Genomic DNA, 26,726 nt, shown 5'->3' with positions numbered 1-26,726 from the left:
CCCGGACAGCGTGATCGCCGGTCAGATCGCCTACTGGAAGCGGACCCTGGCCGGACTCCCCGAGGAGCTCGCGCTGCCCACCGACCGGCCGCGGCCCGCGCTGCCCAGCGGCCGGGGCGGACTCGTGCCGTTCGGCCTCGGACCCGAGACCCACCGCTCGCTGCTGCGCCTGGCCCGCGCCCACGGCGCCACCACGTTCATGGTGCTGCACGCCGCGCTCGCGGCCCTCCTCACCCGGCTCGGCGCCGGCACCGACATCCCCATCGGCGGGTCGGTCGTGGGCCGCACGGACGAATCCCTCGACGAGCTCGTCGGATTCTTCGTCAACTCCCTCGTCCTGCGCACCGACACCGGCGGCGACCCGACCTTCGCCGAACTCCTGGCGCGCACCCGCGCCGCGGACATCGCCGCCTTCGCCCACCAGGACCTGCCGTTCGAGCGCCTGGTGGAGGCGGTCAACCCGCGCCGCTCGCTCAACCGCCACCCGCTGTTCCAGACCAAGCTGGTGCTGCAGAACCTGGACCGCCCGCAGGTCGACTTCCCCGGCCTGCACACCGAAGTCGCCCAGCTCGACCCCGACATGGCCAAGTTCGACCTGCTGTTCAGCGTCGCCGAGCGGTACGACGAGCACGGCGAGCCGCAGGGCGTCGAGGCGGCCGCCGGCTACTCGGCCGACCTGTTCGACCGGTCCACCGTCGAGGCCCTCGCCGGCCGGTTCGTCCGGCTGCTCGAATCCGCGCTCGCCGACCCCGACCGGCCCATCGGCCGCCTCGCCGTGATGGACGGCACCGAGCGGCACGACCTGCTGGTCACCCGTAACGCCACCGGACACGACACCCCGGACGCCACCCTCGCGCAGCTCTTCGAGGCGCAGGCCGCCCGCACCCCGGACGCGCCCGCCGTCGTCTGCGGCCCGGTGGAACTCGACTACGCCACGCTCAACACCCGCGCCAACCGGCTCGCCCGCCTGCTCCTGGAGCACGGAGCGGACAACACCGCGCTCGTCGCCCTCGCCCTGCCCCGGTCCGCCACCGCCGTCGAGGCGATGCTCGCCGTCGGCAAGGCCGGTGCCGCCTATCTGCCGCTGGACCCGGAGCACCCGGGCGAGCGCGTCGCCCAGCTCCTCTCCGACGCCCGCCCCGGCCTGCTGCTCACCACCGAGCAGACCCTGCGCGACGCCCCGCACCTGGCCGGGGGACCGGCCCGGCTGCTGGTCCTCGACGCCCCCGGGACGACCGCCGCGCTCGCCGCCTGCCGGGACACCGACCCCCGCGACACCGACCGGACCGCGCCCGCCGGCCCCGGCGACGCCGCGTACGTCGTCTACACCTCGGGCTCCACCGGCACCCCCAAGGGCGTCGTCGTCGACCAGCGGGCCCTGGTGGACTACGTGGTGCGCTGCGCCGCGGAGTACCCGGGCCTGAGCGGGCGCACCCTGCTGCACTCGCCGCTCTCCTTCGACCTCGGCCTCACCACGCTGTACGGCACCCTGCTCGCCGGCGGCTGCCTGTACGTCGCCGATCTCGACGAGCACCTCGACGTGCCCGGCGGCCTGACCTTCCTCAAGGTCACCCCCAGCCACCTGCCCATCCTCGACACCCTGCCCGACGACTGCTCACCCTCCGTCGAGCTGATGACCGGCGGCGAGGCGCTGCACTCCGAGCAGCTCGCCGCCTGGCGCGCCCGCCACCCGAAGGCCACCGTGGTCAACCACTACGGTCCGACCGAGACCACCGTCGGTGTCCTCGACCACCGGGTCCCGGCCGGCGCCCCGCTGTCCGCCGGACCGGTCCCGCTCGGCCGCCCCATGTGGAACACCCGTGCCTACGTCCTGGACGCGGCCCTGCGGCCGGTGCCCGACGGGGTCGTGGGCGAGCTCTACGTCGCCGGCACCGGTCTCGCCCGCGGCTACCTCGGCCGTCCCGCCGGCACCGCCGAGCGGTTCGTGGCCGACCCCTTCGGGGCGCCCGGCGCCCGCATGTACCGCACCGGCGACCGCGTCCGCTGGAACTCCGCCGGGGTCCTGGAGTACGTGGGCCGCGCCGACCACCAGGTCAAGGTGCGCGGCTTCCGGATCGAGCTCGGCGAGGTCGAGGCCGCCCTGCTGACCGCCCCCGGAGTGGGCCGGGCGCTGGCGCTGGTCCGCGAGGACCGGCGCGACGACAAGCGGCTCACGGCCTACGTCGTCGCCGCCCCCGGCGCGAGCCCGGCGCCCGACCGGGTCCGTGCCCATGTCGCGAGCACCCTGCCGGAGTATCTGACGCCCACCGCCGTGGTCGTCCTGGACGAACTCCCGCTCACCGCCAACGGCAAGGTCGACCGGGCCGCCCTGCCCGCCCCCGAGGCCGTCGCCGGCACCGCGCCGGCCCGCGCCGCCCGCACCCCGGAGGAGGAGATCCTCTGCGGCCTCTTCGCCGATGTGCTCGGCGTCGAACGCGTCGGCGTCGACGACGACTTCTTCGCCCTGGGCGGCCACTCGCTGCTCGCCATGCGCCTGCTCAGCCGTATCGCCGGCACCCTCGGCGTCCGGGTCGGGGTCAAGGCGCTGTTCGACGCCCCCACGGTCGCCGGCGTCGCCGCCCGGCTCGCCACCCCCGACGACAGCCGGCCCGCGCTGGTCCCGGCCGCCCGCGGCGAGCGCGTCCCGCTCTCGTACGCCCAGACCCGGCTGTGGTTCCTCAACCGGCTCGAAGGCCCCAACGCCACCTACAACATCCCGCTCGTCCTGCGCCTGACCGGCGACCTCGACCGGGCCGCGCTGCGCGCCGCGCTGCGCGACGTCGCCGACCGCCACGAGAGCCTGCGCACGGTCTTCCCCGAGACCGACGGCGTGGCCGGCCAGCACGTCCTCGGCCCGGTCGAGGGCGCCCCCACCCTGGAGGAGACCGAAGTCGCGCCCGGCGCCCTGGACGCCGCCGTCACCGAGACCGTCATGCGCGGCTTCGACCTGACCGTCCAGCCGCCGCTGCGGGCCCGGCTGCTCACCCCGGCCGGCTGCACCGCGCCGGACGACACCGCCCCGGAGGAGACCGTCCTGGTCCTGGTGATGCACCACATCGCCGCCGACGGCTGGTCGCTCACCCCGCTCCTGAGGGATCTGTCCGAGGCGTACGCGGCCCGCGCCGGCGGCACCGCGCCCGACTGGCGGCCGCTCCCCGTCCAGTACGCCGACTACACCCTGTGGCAGCGCGAGCTCATGGGCGACGAGAAGGACCCGGACAGCCGTCTCGGCGAACAGCTCGCCCACTGGAGGGCGGCCCTCGACGGCCTTCCGGAGGAGCTGGACCTGCCCACCGACCGGCCGCGCCCGGAGGTCGCCGGCTACCGCGGCGACCACGTGCCCGTGGAACTCGGCGCCGAGGCCCACGCCGGCCTCCTCGCCCTCGCCCGGGCCAACGGCGTCAGCGTCTTCATGGTGCTCCAGGCCGGCCTGGCGGCCCTGCTGACCCGGCTCGGCGCCGGCACCGACATCCCGATCGGCACCCCGATCGCGGGCCGCACCGACGAGGCCCTGGACGACCTGGTCGGCTTCTTCGTCAACACCCTGGTGCTGCGCACCGACACCTCGGGCGACCCGACGTTCCGGGAACTCCTCGCCCGGGTACGGGAGACCGACCTGGCCGCCTACACCCACCAGGACCTGCCCTTCGAGCGGCTCGTGGAGGAGCTCAACCCGGTGCGCTCGCTCGCCCGGCACCCGCTCTTCCAGATCATGCTGATCCTGCACAACACCGAACGCCCCGAGATCGACCTGCCCGGACTGCGGGCCACGGCCGAGGGCGCGGACGCCCCGGTCGCCAAGTTCGACCTCTCCGTCAGCCTGTGGGAGCGCCACACCGAGGCCGGAGCGGCGGACGGCGTCCTCGGCCGGATCGAGTACGCGCTCGACCTGTTCGACCGGCCCACCGTCGAGGCCGCCGCGGCCCGCCTGGAGCGCCTCCTGACGGCCGCGGCGACCGAACCGGACGTGCCGATCAGCCGCCTGCGGGTGCTGTCCGACGCCGAACTCCACGAACTCCTCGTGGTCCACAACGACACGGCCGTCACCCGCCCCGAGGCCTCGCTGCCCGAACTGTTCCGGCGGCAGACCGCCCGTACCCCCGACGCCGTCGCCCTGGTGAGCGGCGGGACGGAGATCGGCTACGCCGAACTCGACGCCCGCTCCGACCGGCTGGCCCGGGTGCTGCTCTCCCAGGGCCTGCGCCCCGAGGACCGGGTGGCACTGCTGCTCGGCGACCGCGTCGGCCACGTGGTGGCGACGCTCGCCGTCGCCAAGGCCGGCGGTGTCTACATCCCGCTGGACGCGCGCAGCCCCGAGGCCCGGACCCGGCAGATCCTGGACGGCACCGGCACGGTCCTGGTCCTCGCGGACCGTACGACCGCCGCCCGGGTGCCGGAGGGACCGGCCGCCGTCGTCCTCACCGACGGCGAACTGCCCCCGGCCGACGAGGCCGTGGAGCTGCCGGCGCCGCACCCGGACCAGCTGGCGTACATCATGTACACCTCCGGCTCCACGGGCGAGCCCAAGGGCGTCGCGGTCACCCATCGCAACGTCGCCGGCCTGGCCCGCGACGGCTACTGGGGCCACGCCGCGGACGACCGGGTGCTGATGCACTCGCCGCCCTCCTTCGACGCCTCCACGTACGAGCTGTGGGGGCCGCTCCTGAGCGGTGCGCGGATCGTCGCCTCCGACGGCGACGCCACCGACATCGCCTCCCTGGCCGCCGTCATGACCCGGCACCGGGTCACCGTCGGCCTGTTCAGCGAGGGCGTCTTCCGGCTCCTCGCCGAGAACCACGCGGAGTGCTTCCGCGACCTGCGGGACATCTACGTCGGCGGTGACACGGCGTCGGCGGCCGCGGTCCGCAAGGTCCTGGAGCAGGCCTCGGAGGCCCGGCTGACCAACAGCTACGGCCCGACCGAGACGACGCTGTGCGTGGTCCACCACGCCATCGGCGCCGAGGACCTCGCCCGCAACGCCTTCCCGATCGGCCGCCCGCTCGACAACACCCGCGTCTACGTCCTCGACGAGCGCATGCGGCCCGTCCCGCCCGGGGTCACCGGCGAGCTGTACGTCGCCGGCGAGGGCCTGGCGCGCGGCTACACGGGCCGGCCCGCCCTCACCGCGGAACGCTTCGTGGCCGACCCCTTCGGCCCCGGCGGCTCCCGGATGTACCGCACCGGCGACCGGGTCCGCCGGCGCGCCGACGGCACCCTCGAATTCGCCGGCCGCGCCGACACCCAGGTGAAGGTGCGCGGCTTCCGGATCGAGCTCGGCGAGGTCGAGGCGGCCGTCGCGTCCCATCCGGACACCGCCCAGACCGTCGTCGTCGTCCGCGAGGACCGGCCGGGCGACCGGCGCCTGGTCGCCTACGTGGTCCCCGTGGCCGGCGGCGCCGGCGGCGCCGACGCCGAGACGCTGCGCGCCCACGTCGCCGGACGGCTCCCCGACTACATGGTCCCCGCCGCCTTCGTCACCCTGGAGGAGCTGCCGCTCACCCGGACCGGGAAGCTGGACCGCAAGGCCCTGCCCGCGCCCGACTACGCCGGCGGCGGCGGACGAGCCCCGCGCGACGAGCGGGAACAGCTGCTGTGCGCGCTGTTCGGCGACCTGCTCGGCGCCTCCGACGTGGCGATCGACGACAACTTCTTCGCCATGGGCGGCGACAGCATCGTCTCCATCCAGCTGGTCAGCCGGGCCCGCCAGGCCGGCCTGGCGCTGACCCCGCGCGACGTCTTCCAGCACCAGACCGTCGAGGCCCTCGCCCGGGTGGCGACAGCCGCCGGCGCGGACACCGACACGCCCGACGACGGCACCGGCCGCGTCCCGCTCACCCCGATCATGGAGTGGCTGCGCGGCCTCGGCGGACCGATCGAGGGCTTCAACCAGTCCGTCGTCCTGACCACCCCGGCGGGCGCCGGCGAGCAGTCCCTGCTCGCCGCCGTCCAGACCCTCCTCGACACCCACGACCTGCTGCGGGCGCGCCTCGACCGGACCGACCCGGACTCCTGGCACCTCGACGTCCCGCCGGCCGGCAAGACCGTCGCCACCGACCTCGTGCGCCGGATCGACATCACCGGCGTCCCCGACGACGCGCTCGCCGGACTCCTCACCGCACAGGCCGAGACGGCCCGCCGGGAACTCGACCCCGACCAGGGCGTCATGCTCCGGGTCGTCTGGTGCGACGCGGGCCCCGACCGCCCCGGCCGGCTCCTGCTCCTCGCGCACCACCTCGTCGTCGACGGAGTGTCCTGGCGGATCCTCGTCCCCGACCTGATGGACCGCTGGGCCGACGCCGAAGCGGGCCGCCCGCTCGCCCTCGAACCGGTCCGCACCTCCTTCCGCACCTGGGCGGAGCGGCTGGCCGCCCGCGCGACCGGCGCCGCCGCCGAGGCCGAACTCCCCCTGTGGGAGCGGATGACCGCCGAAGCCGACCCGCGGCTCGGCTCCCGCCCCCTCGACCCGGCCCTGGACACCCGGGCCACCGTCCGGCACCACACGGCGACCCTTCCGGCGGACCGCACCGACGCCCTGCTGACGCGCGTGCCGGCCGCCACAGGAGCCGGGCCCGACGAGATCCTGCTCACCGGGTTCGCGCTCGCCCTCGCCGAGTGGCGCCGCACCCGCAGGCGCGGGGCGGCCGGCGGCGGCCCGGTCCTGCTGAACCTGGAGGGCCACGGCCGCGGCGACGGCGGCGACGCCGAACTCTCCCGCACCGTCGGCTGGTTCACCGCCATGCACCCGCTGCGGCTCGACCCGGGCGTCAAGTGGCACGAGACCAGGGACGGCGCGCCGGGCGCCGGCGCCGCGCTGCGCCGGGTCCAGGAACAGATCCGCGCAGTGCCCCACAAGGGCGCCGGGTACGGACTGCTGCGGCACCTCAACCCGCGGACGGCCCCGATCCTCGCCGCCGGAGCCGAACCGCAGATCGCCTTCAACTACCTGGGCCGCGTCCGCACCGACCACACCGGCCCGGCCGACTGGGGCGCGGCACCCGAGGACGTACGCATCGCCCCGGCCGACCCGGACCTCCCGTTCGCCCACAGCCTGGAGGTCAACGCGGTCACCCACGACCGGCCCGGCGGACCGGAGCTGAGCGTGACCTGGACCTGGCCCGCGGACCTCTTCGGCGAACCGGACCTCCAGGCCCTGACCGGCCTGTGGTTCGAGGCGCTCGACGCCCTCACGCGGTACGCCGCCGCGCACTCCGCCGCCGACGGCGGCGGCACCGACAGCCTGACCACATCCGACCTCTCCCTGGTGGACCTCCACCAGGACGAGATCGACGAGCTCGAAGCCGACCTGGAGGAACTGAAGTGACGCACAACGGGCGACCGGCGCGAAAGCCGTCCGGACTCGAGGGCGTCCTGCCCCTCTCCCCCCTGCAGGAAGGCCTGCTCTTCCACTCCCTCCTGGACGACGGGGAAGGCCCCGACGTCTACGCCGTCCAGCTGGCCGTCGACCTCGAAGGACCGCTCGACGCGGCACGCCTCAAGGACGCCATGGGCACCCTGCTGCGGCGCCACGCCAACCTGCGGGCCGGCTTCCGGTCCGTCCGGTCCGGCAAGCCGGTGCAGTTCATCCCCCGCGAGGCCGTACTGCCCTGGCGCGAGGCCGACCTGACCTCCCTCGCCCCCGACGCCCGCGAGGCCGAACTCGTCCGGCTCGCCGACGCCGAGCGCGCCGAGCGCTTCGACCTGGCGCAGCCGCCGCTGCTCCGCTGCCTGCTGATCCGCCGCGCGGCGGACCTGCACCGGCTGGTCGTCACCAACCACCACATCCTGCTCGACGGCTGGTCCATGCCGGTCGTGCTGCGCGAGCTCTTCACCGTGTACGAGCACGGCGAGGCCGCCCTGCCTCCGGTGACCCCCTACCGGAACTACCTCCAGTGGCTGGCCGGACAGGACCGCGACGCCTCGGAGCAGGCCTGGCGCCGCGCCCTGGCCGGTGTCGAGGAAGCCACCCGGCTCGCCCCGGCCGACGCGCGCCGTGCCGCCCTCATGCCGGAACGCGTCGAGCGGCTGCTCCCGGCCGGGCTCGCGGACGGCCTCACCGAGCTGGCCGCGGCCGGGTCGGTCACCCTCAACACGGTCACCCAGCTCGCCTGGGCCGTCGTCCTCGGCCGGCTGACCGGCCGTGACGACGTCGTCTTCGGGACGACCGTGGCCGGCCGCCCGGCCGAGGTCCCGGGCATCGAGTCCATGGTCGGCCTGTTCATCAACACGGTGCCCGTGCGCATCGCCCTCGACCCGGACGAGCCCTGGTCCAAGGCCCTCGCCCGGGTGCAGAACGAGCAGTCCGACCTGGGCCCCCACCAGCACATCGGCCTCGCCGAGATCCAGACGGCCGCCGGCATCGGCGAACTCTTCGACACGACCGTGCTCGTGGAGAACTACCCGGTGGACCCGGCCGCCGCCGCGGCCCGGTCGCGGTCCGGGCTGCGTCTGGCCGGCGCCAAGGGGCGCGACGCCACCCACTACCCGCTGACCCTGGTCGTCTCCCGGACGGCCGCCGGAGTGCAGGTGCGCCTCGACTACCGCCCCGACCTCTTCGACCGGGCGGCGGCGGACCTGATCCTCGGACGTCTGGAGCGTGTGCTGCATGCGGCGGTCATGGACCCGGAGCAGCTGGTGGGTGCGATCGATGTGCTGGAGGGCACTGAGCGTGCTCGGCTGCTGAGCGGCTGGAACGCGACGGACGCGGTCGTGCCGGCGGGCGTGCTGCCCGACTGGTTCGGGGAGCGGGTCGCCGAGACCCCGGACGCGCCCGCCGTGGTGTGCGGCGAAGTCTCGTTGTCGTACGCGGAGTTGTGGGCGCGTGCGGTGGGTGTGGCGAACGAGCTTGCCGGGCGTGGTGTGGGTCGTGGTTCGGTGGTGGCGTTGGCGGTGCCGCGTTCGGTGGACGCGGTGGTGGCGATGCTGGGTGTGGGTCTCGCGGGCGGGGCGTTCCTGCCGGTGGATCTGGACTTCCCGGCGGACCGGATCGGTTACGTCCTGGCCGACGCCGCTCCGGCGGTCGTGCTGTCGACGCGTGCGGCCGTGGACGGACTTCCGGAGGATGTCGCCGCGCCGGTGGCGCTGCTCGATGCCATCGAGCCTGCCGCTGAGCTGGTGACCCCCTGCCGGGTGTCGGCCGATGACGCGGCGTATGTGCTGTACACGTCGGGTTCGACGGGCCGGCCGAAGGGTGTGGTGGTGCCTCACGGTGCGCTGCGGAACTTCCTGTGGTCGATGGGTTCGCAGGTCGGGCTTGCCGTGGGTGAGCGGTGGCTGGCGGTGACGACGTTCGGGTTCGACATCTCGTTGCTTGAGGTGTTCCTGCCGTTGGTGTCGGGTGCTGTGGTGGTGGTCGCGGATCGTGATGTGGTGCGGGATCCGGCCGAGTTGGGCCGTCTGATCCGTGCCGAGGGTGTGTCGGTGATGCAGGCGACGCCGGGGTTGTGGCGGGCGCTGATGGAGACCGACGCGGCCGCGGTCGAGGGTCTGCGGATCCTGGTCGGTGGTGAGGCGCTGGACGGTGGGCTGGCTTCGGAGCTGGCTGCCGCGGGTGTCTCGGTGTGGAACATGTACGGTCCGACGGAGACGACGATCTGGTCGACCAGTGCCCTCCTGGCGGGTGACGGCCGAGCTCCGATCGGCGGCCCGATCGCCAATACGCAGGTGTATGTGCTGGACGGCCGGCTGCGGCTGGTCCCGCCCGGTGTCCCGGGCGAGCTCTACATCGCGGGTGAGGGCGTGGCCCGTGGCTATCTCGGCCGTCCCGGTCTGACCGCCGAGCGGTTCGTCACCGACCCTTACGGCCCGGCCGGTTCGCGGATGTATCGCACGGGTGACCTGGTCCGCTGGACGGACGCGGGTGTGCTTGAGTTTGTCGGGCGTGCCGACGACCAGGTCAAGGTTCGCGGCTACCGCATCGAACTCGGCGAGGTCGAGTCCGCGCTGGCCGCTGCGCCGGGTGTGGCGCGTGCGGTGGCGATGGTCCGGGAGGACACGCCCGGTGACCGGCGCCTGGTCGGCTACGTCGTCCCGACGGACGGCACGGTGCCGGACCTCCAGGCGGTGCGCCGTCATGTCGCCGACGTGCTCCCGGAGTACATGGTGCCGTCGGCCGTGGTCGCCCTGGAGTCGGTGCCGCTGACGCCGAACGGCAAGACCGACCGCAAGGCCCTGCCCGCCCCGGCCGCCCTCGCCGAAGGCGTGCGCCGCGAGGCGCGGACCGCGCAGGAGGACCTGCTCTGCGGCCTGTTCGCCGAGATCCTGGGAGTCGCCCGGGTCGGTGTGGACGACAGCTTCTTCGACCTGGGCGGTCACTCGCTCCTCGCGACCCGTCTCGTCTCGCGCGTGCGTTCCGTCCTCGGCGTCGAACTCCCCATCCGCGCACTGTTCGAGACCCCGACCGTGGCCGGACTGGCCCGCCGCCTCGGCGACGGCGCCGCCGCCCGCACCCCGCTCGTCCCGCAGGAGCGCCCGGCCGAGATCCCGGTCTCCTTCGCCCAGCGCCGCCTGTGGTTCATCAACCAGCTCGACACCGACAGCCCGCTCTACAACATCACCCTGGGCCTGCGCCTGCACGGTCCGCTCGACGTGGCGGCCCTGGAGGCGGCGCTCGCCGACGTGGTGTCCCGCCACGAGAGCCTGCGCACCCTCTTCCCCGCCACCGACGGCGAACCCCGCCAGGTGATCCTGGGCGCCGAGGCCGCCGCCCGCCGGGTGCTCCGTACCGTCGACGTCACGGCGGACGGCGTCACCGCCGCCGTCGCCGACACCGTGCGCCGGGGCTTCGACCTCGCCGAGGAGATCCCGCTGCGCGCGTCCCTGCTGACCGTGGGGGAGGAGGAGCACGTCCTGGTGCTCGTCCTGCACCACATCGCGGGCGACGCCTGGTCCCTGCGCCCGCTCGCGGCGGACCTCTCGGCCGCGTACGCGGCCCGCCGCGAGGGCACCGAGCCGCAGTGGGCCCCGCTGCCCGTGCAGTACGCCGACTACGCGCTGTGGCAGCGCGAGCTGCTCGGCGACGAGGCCGACCCGGACAGCGAGATCTCCCGCCAGCTCGCCCACTGGACGCAGACGCTCGCGGGCCTGCCCACCGAGCTCGCCCTGCCCACCGACCGGCCGCGCCCCGCCGCCTCCTCCCACCAGGGCGAGCGCGTCCGTTTCGAGATCGACGCCGCGCTCCACCGGCACCTGCTCACCCTCGCGCGGGAGTCCGGCACGAGCCTCTTCATGGTCCTCCAGGCGGCCCTCGCCACCCTGCTCACCCGGCTCGGCGCCGGCACCGACATCCCCATCGGCACACCGGTCGCCGGACGCACCGACGACGCCGTCGAGGAACTCGTCGGCTTCTTCATCAACGAGCTGGTGCTGCGCACCGACACCTCGGGCAACCCGTCCTTCCGCGAGCTCCTGGCCCGCGTCCGGGAGACCGACCTGGCCGCGTACGCCCACCAGGACGTCCCCTTCGAGCGCCTCGTGGAGGCGCTCAACCCGGCCCGCTCGCTCGGGCGCCACCCGCTGTTCCAGATCGTGCTCGCCCTGCAGAACACGGCGCAGCCCACCCTGGAGCTGCCCGGTCTGACCCTCGGCGCCGAGCCCGGCAACGGCGGCGTCGCCCGCTTCGACCTGTCGTTCGGCCTCAACGAGCGCCTCGCCGCCGACGGTTCGCCCGCCGGTCTGGACGCCCTGGCCGAGTTCGCCACGGATCTGTTCGACCGGGCGACGGTGGAGTCGATGGTGGCCCGGTTCACGGCGGTCCTGAAGGCCGTGGTCGCGGACGCCGACCGCCGGGTGGAGGATCTGGAGATCCTCGCGCCGGGCGAGCGTGAGCAACTGCTGTACGGGTGGAACGAGACGGCCCGTGAGCTTCCGGCGCTGCTGGTGCCGCAGCTGATCGAGGCCCAGGCGGCCCGTACCCCGGACGCCCCGGCCGTCTCCGCCGGTGACGCCGAGCTGTCGTACGAGGAGCTCAACGAGCGGGCGAACCGCCTCGCCCGGCTCCTGGCGGAGCGGGGCGCGGGTCCGGGGTCGATCGTGGCGATCGCCGTACCGCGCTCCCCGGAGATGATCGTCGCCGTCCTCGCCGTGCTGAAGTCCGGTGCCGCGTATCTGCCGGTCGACACCGAGTACCCCGCCGACCGCATCGCCTACATGCTGGCCGACGCCGCGCCGGCCCTGGTGATCACGACCCGCGACGTCCGGCCGCACCTGCCGAAGGGCGTCGAGCAGCCCGTCGTCGTCCTCGACGACGCGGCCACGGCCGCCGGCCTCGCCGGGCACGACGCGGCGAACGTCACTGACCGGGACCGCACCGCCGCGCTGCTGCCCGACCACGCCGCGTACGTCATCTACACCTCCGGCTCCACCGGCACCCCCAAGGGAGTCGTCGTACGGCACGCCGGCCTCGCCGACTACGTCACGGGCGCGGTCGCCGACTACCGGGGCGTGCACGGCGACGTGCTGCTGCACTCCTCGGTGTCGTTCGACACCACCGTGACCACGCTGCACGTGCCGCTCACCGCGGGCGGCCACATCCAGCTGACGGACTTCCTCGAGAACGCCGTCGAGAAGCCCTTCGACCTCCTGAAGGTCACGCCCAGCCACCTCGGCATGCTGACGGACTCCGCCGGCGGCGCCGCGGACGACGCCGAACTCCTCGTCGCCGGTGAGGCCCTCACCTCCGGCGCCGTCGAGCCCTGGCGCCGGCTGCGCCCGCAGGGCACGCTGCTCAACGTCTACGGCCCCACCGAGACCACGGTCAGCGCCGTGCAGCACCGCGTCGGCCCCGGGGAGGAACTCCCGCACGGCGCCGTCCCGATCGGCCGGCCGCTGCGCAACACCCAGGTCTACGTGCTCGACCGCCGGATGAGCCCGGTACCCGCCGGGGTCCCCGGCGAGCTCTACATCGCCGGCGAGGGCGTGGCCCGCGGCTACCTCGGGCGCCCCGCGCTCACCGCCGAGCGCTTCGTCGCCGACCCCTTCGGCCCCGCCGGCTCCCGGATGTACCGCACCGGCGACGTGGTGCGGTGGACATCCGACGGCACTCTCGAGTTCGTCGGCCGTGCCGACGACCAGGTGAAGGTGCGCGGTCACCGGATCGAGCTGGGCGAGGTCGAGTCGGCGCTTGCCGGTGCGCCGGGTGTGGCGCGTGCGGTGGCGGTGGTCCGGGAGGACACGCCCGGTGACCGGCGTCTGGTCGGCTATGTGGTGCCGGTCGAGGGCGTGGTCCCGGACGACCAGGCGATCCGGCGTCATGTCGCGGCCGTGCTCCCCGAGTACATGGTCCCGTCGGCCGTGGTCGCCCTGGAGTCGGTGCCGCTGACACCGAACGGCAAGGCCGACCGCAAGGCGCTGCCCGCCCCGCGGCAGGCTTCGGCCGTGCGCGGCCGCGAGCCGCGCACCCCGCAGGAGGCCATCCTCAGCGGCCTGTTCGCCGAGGTGCTCGGCGTCGGCCGGGTCGGGATCGACGAGAACTTCTTCGAGCTCGGCGGCCACTCCCTGCTCGCCACCCGGCTGCTGAGCCGGATCCGCTCGGTGCTGTCCGCCCAGCTCGGCATCCGGGCCCTCTTCGAGGCCCCCACCGTCGCCGGGCTCGCCGAACGCCTCGACGGGGCCGCGGCGGCCCGCCCCGCGCCGGCCCCCGCCGAGCGACCGGACGCCGTGCCGCTGTCCTTCGCGCAGCGCCGCCTCTGGTTCATCAACCGGATGGACCCGACGAGCCCGCTCTACAACATCCCCATGGTGCTGCGGCTGCGCGGCGCCCTGGACCGCGACGCGCTCGCGGCCGCGCTCGCCGACGTGGTGTCCCGCCACGAGAGCCTGCGCACGGTCTTTCCCGCCACGGACGGCGAACCCCGACAGGCCGTGTGCGAGGCCTCGGCGCAGCCGTTCGGCCTGACCGTGCTCGACACGGCGGGCGACGACACGGCGGGTGACGACATGGCGGGCGACGCCATGGATGCCGACGCGCGGATCGCCGGGTTCGTCGGCCGGGGCTTCGACCTGACCGAGGAGATCCCGCTGCGCGCGGCGCTGCTGACGGTGGGGGAGGAGGAGTACGTCCTGGTGCTCGTCCTGCACCACATCGCGGCCGACGCGTGGTCGCTTCAGCCGCTGGCGGCGGACCTGGCGGCGGCGTACGGCGCACGCCTCGGCGGCACCGAGCCGCAGTGGGCTCCGCTGCCGGTGCAGTACGCCGACTACGCGCTGTGGCAGCGCGAGGTGCTCGGCGACGAGAGCGACCCGGACAGCGAGATCTCCCGCCAGCTCGCCCACTGGACGCAGGCGCTCGCCGGTCTGCCCGAAGAGCTCGCCCTGCCCGCCGACCGGCCGCGGCCGCTCACCGGCGCGCAGCGCGGCGCGAAGCTCCGCTTCTCGTTCGACGCACAGCTGCACCGGCAGCTGCTCGCGCTGGCCACCTCCATGGGCACCAGCCTGTTCATGGTGCTCCAGGCCGGCCTCGCCACCGTCCTGACGCGGCTGGGCGCGGGCACGGACATCCCGATCGGCGCCCCCATCGCCGGCCGGACCGACGACGCCCTCGACGACATGGTCGGCTTCTTCCTCAACACCCTGGTGCTGCGGACCGACACCTCGGGCGACCCGTCCTTCCGCGAACTGCTCGCCCGGGTCCGGGAGACCGACCTGGCCGCATACGCCCACCAGGAACTGCCGTTCGAGCGCCTGGTGGAGGCGCTCAACCCGCAGCGTTCGCTGACCCGCCACCCGCTCTTCCAGGTCACGCTCACCGTGCAGAACACGGGCAGCGCGGCCCTCGAACTGCCGGGCCTGGCCGTCGCCGCCGAGGCGGGCGAGTCCCCGTGGGCCAGGTTCGACCTGTCCCTCGGCCTCGGCGAGCGGCACACCGCGAACGGCGTCCCGAACGGACTGGAGGGCGTCGCGGACTACTCCGCCGACCTCTTCGACCGCGACACCGTGGACCTCGTCGTCGCCCGCCTGGAGCGCGTGCTGCGCGCCGCCGTGGCCGACCCCGACCGTGCGATCGGGGACATCGAGGTCCTCGACGCCGCGGAGCGTGACCGACTGCTGAGCGGCTGGAACGCGACGGACGCCGTCGTGCCGGCGGGCGTGCTGCCCGACTGGTTCGGGGAGCGGGTCGCCGAGACCCCGGACGCGCCCGCCGTGGTGTGCGGCGATGTCTCGTTGTCGTATGCGGAGTTGTGGGCGCGTGCGGTGGGTGTGGCGAACGATCTTGCCGGGCGTGGTGTGGGTCGTGGTTCGGTGGTGGCGTTGGCGGTGCCGCGTTCGGTGGACGCGGTGGTGGCGATGCTGGGTGTGGGTCTCGCGGGTGGGGCGTTCCTGCCGGTGGATCTGGACTTCCCGGCGGACCGGATCGGTTACGTCCTGGCCGACGCCGCTCCGGCGGTGCTGGTCTCGACCCGGGGAGCCGTGGAGCGGCTGCCGGAAGGTGTGGACACCCCGGTCGTCCTCCTAGACGAGGTCACCCGGGCGTCCGCGCTCTCGGTCGAGCGGACGATCTCGGCCGATGACGCGGCGTATGTGCTGTACACGTCGGGTTCGACGGGCCGGCCGAAGGGTGTGGTGGTGCCTCATGGTGCGCTGCGGAACTTCCTGTGGTCGATGGGTTCGCAGGTCGGGCTTGCCGTGGGTGAGCGGTGGCTGGCGGTGACGACGTTCGGGTTCGACATCTCGTTGCTTGAGGTGTTCCTGCCGTTGGTGTCGGGTGCCGTGGTGGTGGTCGCGGATCGTGATGTGGTGCGGGATCCGGCCGAGTTGGGCCGTCTGATCCGTGCCGAGGGTGTGTCGGTGATGCAGGCGACGCCGGGGTTGTGGCGGGCGCTGATGGAGACCGACGCGGCCGCGGTCGAGGGTCTGCGGATCCTCGTGGGTGGTGAGGCTCTGGACGGTGGGCTGGCTTCGGAGCTGGCTGCCACGGGTGTCTCGGTGTGGAACATGTACGGGCCGACCGAGACCACGATCTGGTCGACCAGTGCCCTGCTGGCGGGTGACGGCCGGGCTCCGATCGGTGCGCCGATCGCCAATACGCAGGTGTATGTGCTGGACGGCCGGCTGCGGCTGGTCCCGCCCGGTGTCGCTGGCGAGCTCTACATCGCCGGCGAGGGCGTGGCCCGCGGCTATCTCGGCCGTCCCGGTCTGACCGCCGAGCGGTTCGTCACCGACCCGTACGGCCCGGCCGGTTCGCGGATGTATCGCACGGGTGACCTGGTCCGCTGGACGGACGCGGGTGTGCTTGAGTTCGTCGGGCGGGCCGACGACCAGGTCAAGGTTCGCGGCTACCGCATCGAGCTGGGCGAGGTCGAGTCCGCCCTGGCCTCGGTTCCCGGCGTCTCCCGTGCGGTCGCGGCCGTCCGTGAGGACGTCCCCGGCGACCACCGGCTCGTCGGCTACGTCGTCCCGGCCGAGGGCCGCGACGTGGACACGGAGGCCGTACGGCGTGCGGTCCGGGAGCTGCTTCCGGAGTACATGGTGCCGTCCGCCGTCGTGGCCCTGGAGTCGGTGCCGCTGACGCCGAACGGCAAGACCGACCGCAAGGCCCTGCCCGCCCCGGCCGCCCTCGCCGAAGGCGTGCGCCGCGAGGCCCGCACCGCGCAGGAGGACCTGCTCTGCGGCCTGTTCGCCGAGGTGCTCGGGCTGACCCGGGTGGGCGTCGACGACAGCTTCTTCGACCTGGGCGGTCACTCGCTCCTCGCGACCCGTCTCGTCTCGCGCGTGCGCTCCGTCCTCGGCGTCGAACTCCCCATCCAGGCACTCTTCGAGACCCCGACCGTGGCCGGACTGGCCCGCCGCCTCGGCGACGGCGCCGCCGCCCGCACCCCGCTCGTCCCGCAGGAGCGCCCGGCCGAGATACCGGTCTCCTTCGCCCAGCGCCGCCTGTGGGCCCTGAGCCAACTGGGCGCCACGGCCGGCACGTACAACATCCCGCTCGTCACCCGGATCGGCGGCGCGCTGGACGTGGCGGCCCTGGAGGCGGCGCTCGCCGACGTGGTGTCCCGCCACGAGAGCCTGCGCACCCTCATCCCCGCCACCGACGGCATCCCCCACCAGCTGGTCCTCGACCCTGCCGAGGCACGTCCCTACCTGCACGTCGCCGCGGTGACGCCGGACGGCGTCGACGAGGCCGTCGCCGCCGCGCGGCGGGCCGACTTCGCGCTGGACACGGACCTCCCGCTGCGCGCCCAGCTTCTCGTCCTGGGCCCGGAGGAGCACGTGCTCGTCCTCGTCCTGCACCACATCGCGGGCGACGCCTCGTCGATGCGGCCGCTGGTCCGTGACCTGGCGGCGGCCTACGAGGCCCGCTGCCAGGGCACCGAGCCGCAGTGGGCCCCGCTTCCCGTGCAGTACGCCGACTACGCGCTGTGGCAGCGCGAGCTGCTCGGCGACGAGAGCGACCCGGACAGCGAGATCTCCCGCCAGCTCGCCCACTGGACCCGGACCCTCTCCGGTCTGCCCGAAGCCCTTGTTCTGCCCACCGACCGGCCGCGGCCGGAGGAGGCCGGGCACGAGGGCGGTCTGGTGCCGGTCGAGCTGGACACCGCGCTGCACACGGGTCTGCTCGGCCTCGCGCGCTCCAGCCGGACCACCGTCTTCATGGTCCTCCAGGCGGCCCTCGCCACCCTGCTCACCCGGCTCGGCGCCGGCACCGACATCCCCATCGGCACGCCGGTGGCGGGGCGCGGTGACGAGGCGCTCGACGACCTGGTCGGCTTCTTCGTCAACACGCTGGTGCTGCGCACCGACACGTCCGGGGACCCCACGTTCCGCGAGCTGCTCGACCGTGTCAGGGAGACCGACCTGGCCGCGTACGCCCACCAGGACGTCCCCTTCGAGCGCGTGGTGGACGCGGTGAACCCGCGCCGGTCGGCCGCCCACCACCCGCTCTTCCAGATCATGCTGTCGCTCGACAACGTGACCCGGGCGGACGTCCGTCTCGCCGGACTGACCGGCGGGGAGGTGGGCGAGCCCGAGGGCGACGGTTCCGGGCGCGCCAAGTTCGACTTCTCGGTGCGGCTCGCCGAGCGGTACACCCCCGAGGGCGCTCCGGCGGGCCTCGCCGGAACCGCCGCCTTCGCCACGGATCTGTTCGACCGGGCGACGGTGGAGTCGATGGTGGCCCGGTTCACGGCGGTCCTGAAGGCCGTGGTCGCGGACGCGGACCGCCGGGTGGAGGATCTGGAGATCCTCGCGCCGGGCGAGCGTGAGCAGTTGCTGTACGGGTGGAACGAGACGGCCCGTGAGCTCCCGGGGCTGCTGGTGCCCGAGCTGATCGAGGCCCAGGTGGCCCGTACCCCGGACGCCCCGGCCGTCTCCGCCGGTGACGCAGAGTTGTCGTACAAGGAGCTCAACGAGCGGGCGAACCGCCTCGCCCGGCTCCTGGTGGAGCGGGGCGCGGGCCCGGAGTCGATCGTGGCGATCGCCGTACCGCGCTCCCCGGAGATGATCGTCGCCGTCCTCGCCGTGCTGAAGTCCGGTGCCGCGTATCTGCCGGTCGACACCGAGTACCCCGCCGACCGCATCGCCTACATGTGCGAGGACGCCCGTCCGTGCCTCGTCGTGACGACCCGCGCGGCCGAGGAGGCCGTCCCCGCCTCGGTGCCCATGGGCAGGATCGTCCTGGACGCCCCCGCCACGGCGGCCGAGCTGGCCGCCCGCCCGGCCGCCGACCTGACCGACGCGGACCGCACCGGCCCGCTGACGCCCCGCACCCCCGCGTACGTCATCTACACCTCCGGTTCCACCGGCCGCCCCAAGGGCGTGGTGGTCGAGCACGGCGGCATCCCGAACCTGGTGCTCGCCCGGACCGGTCCGTACGCGATGGGCCCGGGCAGCCGTGCGCTCCAGTTCGCCTCGCTCAGCTTCGACGCCGCGCTCTCCGAGATCTGCACCCCGCTGTCCGCCGGTGCGTGCCTGGTCCTCGGCCCGGCCGACATGCTGCTCCAGGTCGCCGAACTGCCCGAGCTGCTGCGGGAGCGCGGGGTGACGCACGCGACGCTGCCGCCCGCCGTGCTCGCCCAGCTGCCCGCGGGCAGCCTGCGCACGATCCGCACCCTGGTGACGGCCGGCGAGGCCGCACCGGCCGGCCTGGTCGCCAAGTGGGCCGGCGGGCGCCGGATGTTCAACGCCTACGGCCCCACCGAGACCACGGTGTCCTGCACCATGGCCGGTCCGCTGGCGCCCGAGGAGGGCGTGCCCCCGATCGGCGGTCCGCTGCCCAACATGCGCGCCTACGTGCTCGACGACCGGCTGCGGCCGGTCCCGGTCGGGGTCCCCGGCGAGCTGTACGTCGCCGGTGTCGGCGTGGCCCGCGGCTACCTCGGCCGGCACGGCCTGACCGCCGAGCGCTTCGTCGCCGACCCCTTCGGCCCGGCGGGCTCCCGGATGTACCGCACCGGCGACGTGGTCAGCCGCCTCAGGGACGGGCGGCTGCGGTTCGTCGGCCGTGCCGACGGCCAGGTGAAGCTGCGCGGGTTCCGTATCGAACTCGGCGAGGTCGAGGCGGCCCTGGCCGCCGCGCCCGGTGTCGGCCAGGCGGTCGCGACCGTCCGCGAGGACCGTCCCGGCGTACGGCAGCTCGTCGGCCACCTGGTGCCCGCGGCCGGTACGGCGCTCGACCTGGTCGCCGTACGGACGCATCTGCGCTCCGCGCTGCCGGCGCACATGCTGCCGTCGGTGCTCGTGGAGCTGGAACGCCTCCCGCTGACCGTCAACGGCAAGGTCGACAAGGCCGCGCTGCCCGCGCCGAAGCAGCAGAGCACCCCCGCTCCCCGCCCGGGGACCGCCACCGGCGCCGCGTCCGCCGACCCGTCCCGGGCCCCCTCCGCCGACGAGGACCCGCAGGCGCTGCTGTGCCGGATCGTCGCCGACGTGCTGGGCCTCGCCGAGGTCGCCGCCGACGACAACTTCTTCGGCCTGGGCGGAGACAGCATCAACGCGATCCAGGTGGCGAGCCGTGCCCGGCAGGCCGGGCTCGTCCTCACCCCCCGGGACATCTTCCGCAACCAGACCGTCGCCGAACTGGTCCCCGCGGTCCGGCCGGTGCCGGCCGCCGGCCAGGCCGGACCCGCCGCCGACGACGGCGTGGGAGCCGTCCCCGGCACCCCCGTCGTCCGGTGGCTCCACCAGCTGGGCGGCCCGTTCGAGGGCCTCAACCAGTCGGTGCTGCTGCGGGTCCCCGGCGGCCTCGGCGAGCCGGCGCTGACCCGCGCCGTCCAGTCCGTCATCGACCACCACGACGTGCTGCGGGCCCGGCTCACCGGCACCGGACTGGGGCTGCCCTGGAACCTGGAGACCACCGCCCGCGGCAGCGTGCCCGCGGCCGGCTGCGTCACCCGGGTGGAGCTGCCGGCCGGCGCCGACGTCACCGCCACGGTGGCGGAGCACGGCGAGGCGGCCAGGCGCAGGCTCGACCCGGCGAACGGCGCGCTGCTCCAGGTCGTCTGGTTCGACGCGGGACCGGACGAGCAGGGCCTGCTCCTCGTGCTGCTCCACCACCTCGTGGTCGACGGGGTGTCCTGGCGGATCCTGCTGCCCGACCTCGCCGCGGCCTGGCAGGCGGTCACCGACGGCCGCGAGCCGGCGCCCGCGCCGGTCGGCACGTCCTTCCGCCGCTGGGCCCAGGCCCTCGTCATGGAGGCCCAGAACCCGGCCCGTGTCGCCGAACTCCCGCTCTGGCGTGCCCAGACCCGGCAGGCCGACCCGCTGATCGGCGCCCGCCGGCTCGACCCCGCCGTCGACACCCGGGAGACCGCACAGCACCTGACGGCGGCGCTCCCGGCGGACCTCACCACGGCCCTGCTCACCGCCGTCCCCGCGCGCCACCGCGTTCAGATCAACGACGTGCTGCTCACCGGTCTCGCGCTCGCCGTCGCCCGCTGGCGCGAGCGCCGGGACCGGGACGGCGCGGCCACGGCGCTGCTCGTGGACCTGGAGGGACACGGCCGCGAGGAGTTCGACGAGACCCTCGACCTGTCCCGGACCGTCGGCTGGTTCACCAGCCGGTTCCCGGTACGGCTCGACCCGGGCCCCGTCGACCTGGACGCCGCGTTCGCCGGCGGCGGCGCGGCCGCGGCGGCCCTCCGGCGGGTCAGGGAGCAGCTGCGGGCCCTGCCCGACAACGGCCTCGGCTACGGCCTGCTGCGCCACCTCAACGCCGACACCGCCCAGGCCCTGGCCGGCGCGGCCACCCCGCAGATCGGCTTCAACTACCTGGGACGGGTCGGCGCCGGTGCCGGCGAACTCGGTGACGGCGGCCCGGACTCGGGCTGGTCGAGCGCGTCCGACCTGCGCGTCCCGCTGCTGCCCGCCGACCCCGGAATGCCCTTCGGGCACGCCCTGGAGATGAACGCGGTCACCCGCGAGCAGGCCGGAGGACCGAGCCTGAACGTGACCTGTTCCTGGCCGTCCGGTCTCTTCGACCGCGCCGACGTCCAGGAGCTCGCCGACCTGTGGTTCGAGGCGCTGCGCGCCCTCGCCGACCCGGGCGACGGCGGCCTCGGCGCCGTACCGACCCCGGACGACCTGCCGTCGTCCGGGCTGACCCAGCCGGAGATCGACGAGCTCGCGGCGGCCCCGGAGGGCCTCCAGGACGCGTTCGCCCTGACCCCGCTCCAGGAAGGGCTGTTCTTCCACTCCCTCCAGGCGGACGACGGGCCCGACGTGTACACCGTCCAGCTGGTCCTCGACCTCGAAGGACCGCTGGACGCCGGGGCCCTGCGCCGGGCCGGCCAGGCCCTGCTCGACCGCCACCCCAACCTGCGGGCGGGCTTCCGCCACCGCGCGGACGGGACGGCCGTCCAGGTCGTGCCCCGCACCGTCACCCTGCCCTGGGACGAGACCGACCTGAGCGGCCTGTCCGAGAGCGCCCGGCAGGAGCGGCTGACCGCGCTGACCGAGGCCGCCCGCGCCCGGCGGTTCGCCCTGGACCGGCCCCCGCTGGTCCGGTTCCTGCTGATCCGCCTCGGCGAGCAGCGGCACCGGCTGGTCATGACCAAGCACCACATCCTGCTCGACGGCTGGTCGATGCCGCTGTTCCTGCGCGAGCTGGTCACCCTGTACGAGAACGGCGGCGACACCTCGGCGCTGCCCGCCCCGGTCCCGTTCCGCTCGTACGTCGAGTGGCTGGCCGCGCAGGACCGCGCGGCGAGCGAGTCGGTCTGGCGGGAGGCGCTCGACGGCGTGACGGAGCCGACGCTGCTGGCCCCCGGCCGGACGCCGTCCGGACCGGCCCTGCCCGAGCAGCTCGTCCACGACCTGTCCCCGGAGCTCACCGCGGAGCTGCGGCGCCACGCCGCACGCGCCGGCGTCACCATGAACACCGTGGTCCAGACGGCCTGGGCGCTGGTCCTCGGCCGCCATCTCGGCCGCGACGACGTGCTGTTCGGCACGACGGTGTCCGGCAGGCCGCCGGAGCTGCCGGGCGCCGAGAACATGATCGGGCTGTTCATCAACACCATGCCCGTCCGGGTCCGGCTCGATCCCTCCGAGGAGTGGACCGGCGCGCTGGCCCGCGTCCAGGCCGAACAGGCCGCGCTCCAGGGGCACCAGTACCTGGGCCTGGCCGACGTGCAGCGGATCGCGGGCCACCGGACGCTCTTCGACACGGCCTTCGTGTACGAGAACTACCCGCTGCCCGAGAGCACCGAGCGGTCCCCCTCGCAGCTGCGGGCGACCGCCGTGCACGGCCGGGACGCGGCGCACTACCCGCTCGTCCTCGTCGCGTCCCTGCGCGACCGCGGCCTGAGGTTCCGGCTCGACCACCGGCCGGACCTGCTCGGCGGACCGCTGGCCGAGGTGCTCCTGGAGCGCCTGACCCGGCTCCTGGAGTCGGTCGCGGCCGACCCGGCCCGGCCCGTGGGGCGCATCGCGCTCCTGGCCCCGGAGCAGCTCCCCGCGGCGGCCCCTGCCGTCACGGTGCCGGACGCCACGGTGCACGGCCGCATGGCGGCCCTCGCCGCGCGCACCCCCGACGCCGTGGCGCTGAGCCTCGGGGACGAGCGGCTGACCTGGCGGGAGCTGGACGAGCGGGCCAACCGGCTCGCCCGGCTGCTCCTCGAACTCGGCGTCGCCCCGGAAGACCGGGTGGGCCTGCTGTTCGACCGCTCGTTCGACCTGGCGGTCGCCTTCCTCGGTGTCCTGAAGGCCGGCGCGGTCTACGTACCCCTGGACCCCGGACACCCGGAGCAGCGGCAGCGGACCGTCCTCGGGCTCGCGGGCGCCACGGTGCTGCTCACCGACGGGGCCCGGGCGGCCGGCGCCCCGGCCGCCGCCCAAGACGCGTGGCGGACCGTGGCGGTGGACACCGACCCGCGCCTGGCGCGGCAGGAGCCGACGGCACCCGACGTGGCCGTGCAGCCGGACCGGCTGGCGTACGTGATGTTCACGTCCGGTTCCACCGGCCTGCCCAAGGGCGTCGCGGTGACCCACCGGGACGTGCTGGAACTGGCCGCCGACCCGTGCTGGGCCGGCGGCAGCCAGGAGCGGGTGCTGTTCCACTCGCCGCACGCCTGGGACGCCTCGACCCTGGAGCTGTGGGTCCCCCTGCTCAACCACGGCACGGTGGTCGTCGCCCCGCCCGGGGAGGTGGACCTCAGGGCCATGGCGCGGCTGCTCGTGGCGGAGCGCATCACGGGACTGTGGCTGTCGGCGGGACTGTTCCGCTGGCTGGCGGAGGAGGAGCCCGGCTGCTTCGCGGGGCTGCGCGAGGTGCGGACCGGCGGTGACGTCGTACCGGCCGAGGCCGTCCGCAAGGTCCTCGCGGCCTGCCCCGACACGCTGGTCACCAACGGCTACGGCCCCACGGAGGCCACCGTCTTCGCCGTGCACCACATGATCCGGGCGGGCGCCCCGGTGCCGGACAACGTGCCGATCGGCGTCCCCCTGGCGGGCACCGCCGCGTACGTGCTCTCCCCGTGGCTGGAGCCCGTCGGCACCGGCGTCGTCGGAGAGCTGTACCTGGCGGGCACCGGCCTGGCCCGGGGCTACGAGAACGCCCCCGGGACGACCGCGGCCTCCTTCGTCGCCGACCCGTTCGGCCCGCCCGGCTCCCGGATGTACCGTACGGGCGACCTGGCCCGGCGACTGCCCGACGGCTCCCTGGAGTTCGCCGGCCGGGTGGACGACCAGGTGAAGCTGCGCGGCTTCCGGATCGAGCTGAGCGAGGTCGACGCCGCGCTCGCCGCCCTCCCGGACGTGGCCCACGCCGTCTCCCTGATCCGGGAGGACCGGCCGGGCGACAAGCGGCTCGTCGGCTACGTGGTGCCGGCGCCGGGCCACGCGGCGCCGGACGGGCGGGAGCTGCGCGGCCGGCTGGCCGGCGCGCTCCCGGACTACCTGGTGCCGTCCGCGCTCGTCGTCCTCGACGCGCTGCCGCTCACCTCGAACGGCAAGGTGGACCGGGCGGCGCTGCCCGCCCCGGTGGCGGCGGCCGGCTCGTCCCGGGGCCCGCGCACACCGCGGGAGGAGCTGCTCCGCGAGCTGTTCGCCGAGGCCCTGGGCGTCGGCGCCGGCGAGGTCGGCATCGACGACGACTTCTTCGCCCTCGGCGGCAATTCGCTGCTCGCCGCCGGTCTGGTCAGCCGGATCCGCAAGGTCCTCGGCGCCGAACTGGGCATCCAGGCCCTGTTCCTGGCCCCGACGGTCGCCGGCGTCGCCGCCGCCCTCGACGAGGGAGACGGCCCGGACGCCCGCAACGGTCTGGACGTCCTGCTGCCGCTGCGGGTGCGCGGTGATCTGCCGCCGGTGTTCTGCGTGCACGCCGCGGGCGGCCTGAGCTGGCGGTACGCGGCCCTGCTGCGGCACCTGCCGGCCGGCCACCCGGTCTACGGACTGCAGGCGCGCGCCTTCGGCTCGCCCGGCCACCGGCCGGCGAGCGTGGAGGAGATGGCCGCCGACTACGTGGAGCGGATCCGCTCCGTGCAGCCGTCCGGCCCCTACCACCTGGTGGGCTGGTCGTTCGGCGGCCTGGTCGCCCAGGCGGCCGCCGTGCTCCTCGAAGAGGCGGGCGAGCGGGTCGCCATGGTCGCGGTCCTCGACTCCTACCCCGCGGCGCCGGGCGAGCGGGCCGTGGTCCCGCCCGCCGCACAGGTGCTGGGCGGCCTGCTCGACGCGGCCGGCGTCGGACCTGACCGGGGCGACGCCGAGCTGACCCCGGAGGCGGGCGCCGCGCTGCTGCGCGCACGCGGCGGACCGCTCGCGGAACTGCTCGCCGACCGGGTGGGGACGGTCGTGGACTGCTACCGCTCCGGCGTCGAACTGCGCGCCCGGTACGTGCCGCGCGAACTCCGCGGCGACCTGCTGCTGTTCACGGCGGGCGACGACGCCGCGGCGGCCGGGGAGAAGGCGGCGCGCTGGCGGCCGTACGCGCGCGGCGGGCTCGCGGTCCACCCGGTCGACTGCCGCCACGAGGACATGCTGCGGCCCGCTCCGCTGACCGTGATCGGCGCGGCGATCACGGCACACCTGAAGGTCCGTGACACGAGGAAGGACGACTGATGGCCCGGGAGTTGTACGAGCTGGGCGAGATACCGCCGCTCGGCGAGGTGCCCCGCTCCATGTACGCCGGAGTGATCCGGCGGGACCGGTACGGCCCGCCCGCGCGGTCCATCCGGCTGGAGACGGTCGAGGTGCCCCGGGTCGGGCGCGGCCAGGTGCTCGTCATGGTGATGGCGGCCGGGATCAACTACAACGGCATCTGGGCGGGGCTCGGCACCCCCGCCGACGTCATCGCGGACCGGCAGCGCGCCGGGGACCCGCACGACTTCCACATCGCCGGCTCCGAGGGCGCCGGCGTGGTGTGGGCCGTGGGGGAGGGCGTCAAGCAGCTGCGGGTGGGCGACCACGTCATCGTCGGCGGCGTCACCTGGGACGAGTCGGCCCCCGACATCCGCATGGGCGTCGACCCGACCGCCTCCCGGTCCCAGAAGGCCTGGGGGTACGAGCTGAACTTCGGCTCGTTCGCGCAGTTCACCGTGGCCGACGAGTACCAGTGCCACCGGAAGCCCCCGCACCTGACCTGGGAGGAGGCCGGCTGCTTCCTGGCCGGCGGCTCCACCTCGTACCGCATGCTGCTCGGCTGGCACCCGCACACCGTGCGGCCGGGCGACCCCGTGCTGATCTGGGGCGGCGCCGGCGGTCTCGGTTCCATGGCGATCCAGATCACCAGGTATTTCGGTGGAATTCCGGTCGCCGTGGTTTCGGACGACGACAAATTCGACTACTGTAAGCGCCTGGGAGCCCGCGGAGTCATCAATCGCAATGACTTCGGACACTGGGGCAGACTGCCCGATCCGGACGACGCCGTCGCCTATCGGGAATGGATGTCGGGCGTCCGGGAGTTCGGCCGCGCATTCTGGGACGCGCTCGGTGAGCGCAGATCCCCGAGCATCGTCCTCGAACACCCCGGCCGGGCCACCCTGCCGACCTCGGTCTATGTCTGCGACCGGGCCGGGATGGTCGTCACCTGCGCCGGCACCAGCGGCTACGACGGGACCCTCGACCTGCGCTTCCTCTGGATGTTCCAGAAGCGCCTGCAGGGCTCCCACGCCGCGAACGTACGCCAGACCGCGGCCGCCATCGACCTCGTCGCGGCCGGGCACATCGACCCCTGCCTGAGTCTGACCCTGCCCTTCACGGACATCGGCCAGGCGCACCAGATCGTCTGGGAGGGGAAGCAGCCGCCGGGCAACGTGGCGGTCCTCGTGAATTCCCCGGAACCGGGGCTCACGGACCTTCCCTGA

General features: G+C 74.6%; 3 protein-coding genes (1 of these 3 cut by a window edge). All 3 read left to right on the top strand.

Going from position 1 to position 26,726, the window contains the following annotated elements:
- Tightly spaced (each overlapping or abutting the next), the 3 genes in view from AB0C73_RS32430 to ccrA form a layout consistent with a single transcriptional unit that may run on beyond the window.
- A protein-coding gene (locus tag AB0C73_RS32430; protein ID WP_362536974.1) for an amino acid adenylation domain-containing protein crosses the window boundary here: on the top strand, nucleotides 1-7,321 show its 3' portion. It extends 6,944 nt beyond the left edge of the window; 7,321 of the gene's 14,265 nt are visible here — the last part of the coding sequence; the start codon falls outside the window, past its left edge; its stop codon occupies nucleotides 7,319-7,321.
- On the top strand, nucleotides 7,318-25,482 hold the full coding sequence (locus AB0C73_RS32425) for an amino acid adenylation domain-containing protein (protein WP_362536973.1): 18,165 nt from the start codon (nucleotides 7,318-7,320) through the stop codon (nucleotides 25,480-25,482). Before AB0C73_RS32430 ends, AB0C73_RS32425 begins: the two co-directional genes overlap by 4 nt.
- Nucleotides 25,482-26,726 carry a crotonyl-CoA carboxylase/reductase gene (gene ccrA / locus AB0C73_RS32420; RefSeq protein ID WP_362536972.1) on the top strand — a complete coding sequence of 415 codons (1,245 nt, stop codon included), beginning with the start codon at nucleotides 25,482-25,484 and terminating at the stop codon, nucleotides 26,724-26,726. The genes AB0C73_RS32425 and ccrA overlap by 1 nt, the downstream gene beginning before the upstream one ends.

Source organism: Streptomyces sp. NPDC048623 (assembly GCF_040650755.1).
GTDB lineage: Bacteria > Actinomycetota > Actinomycetes > Streptomycetales > Streptomycetaceae > Streptomyces.
The sequence above is the reverse complement of the archived record's forward strand: the minus strand, read 5'-3'. Positions and strand labels throughout refer to the sequence as shown.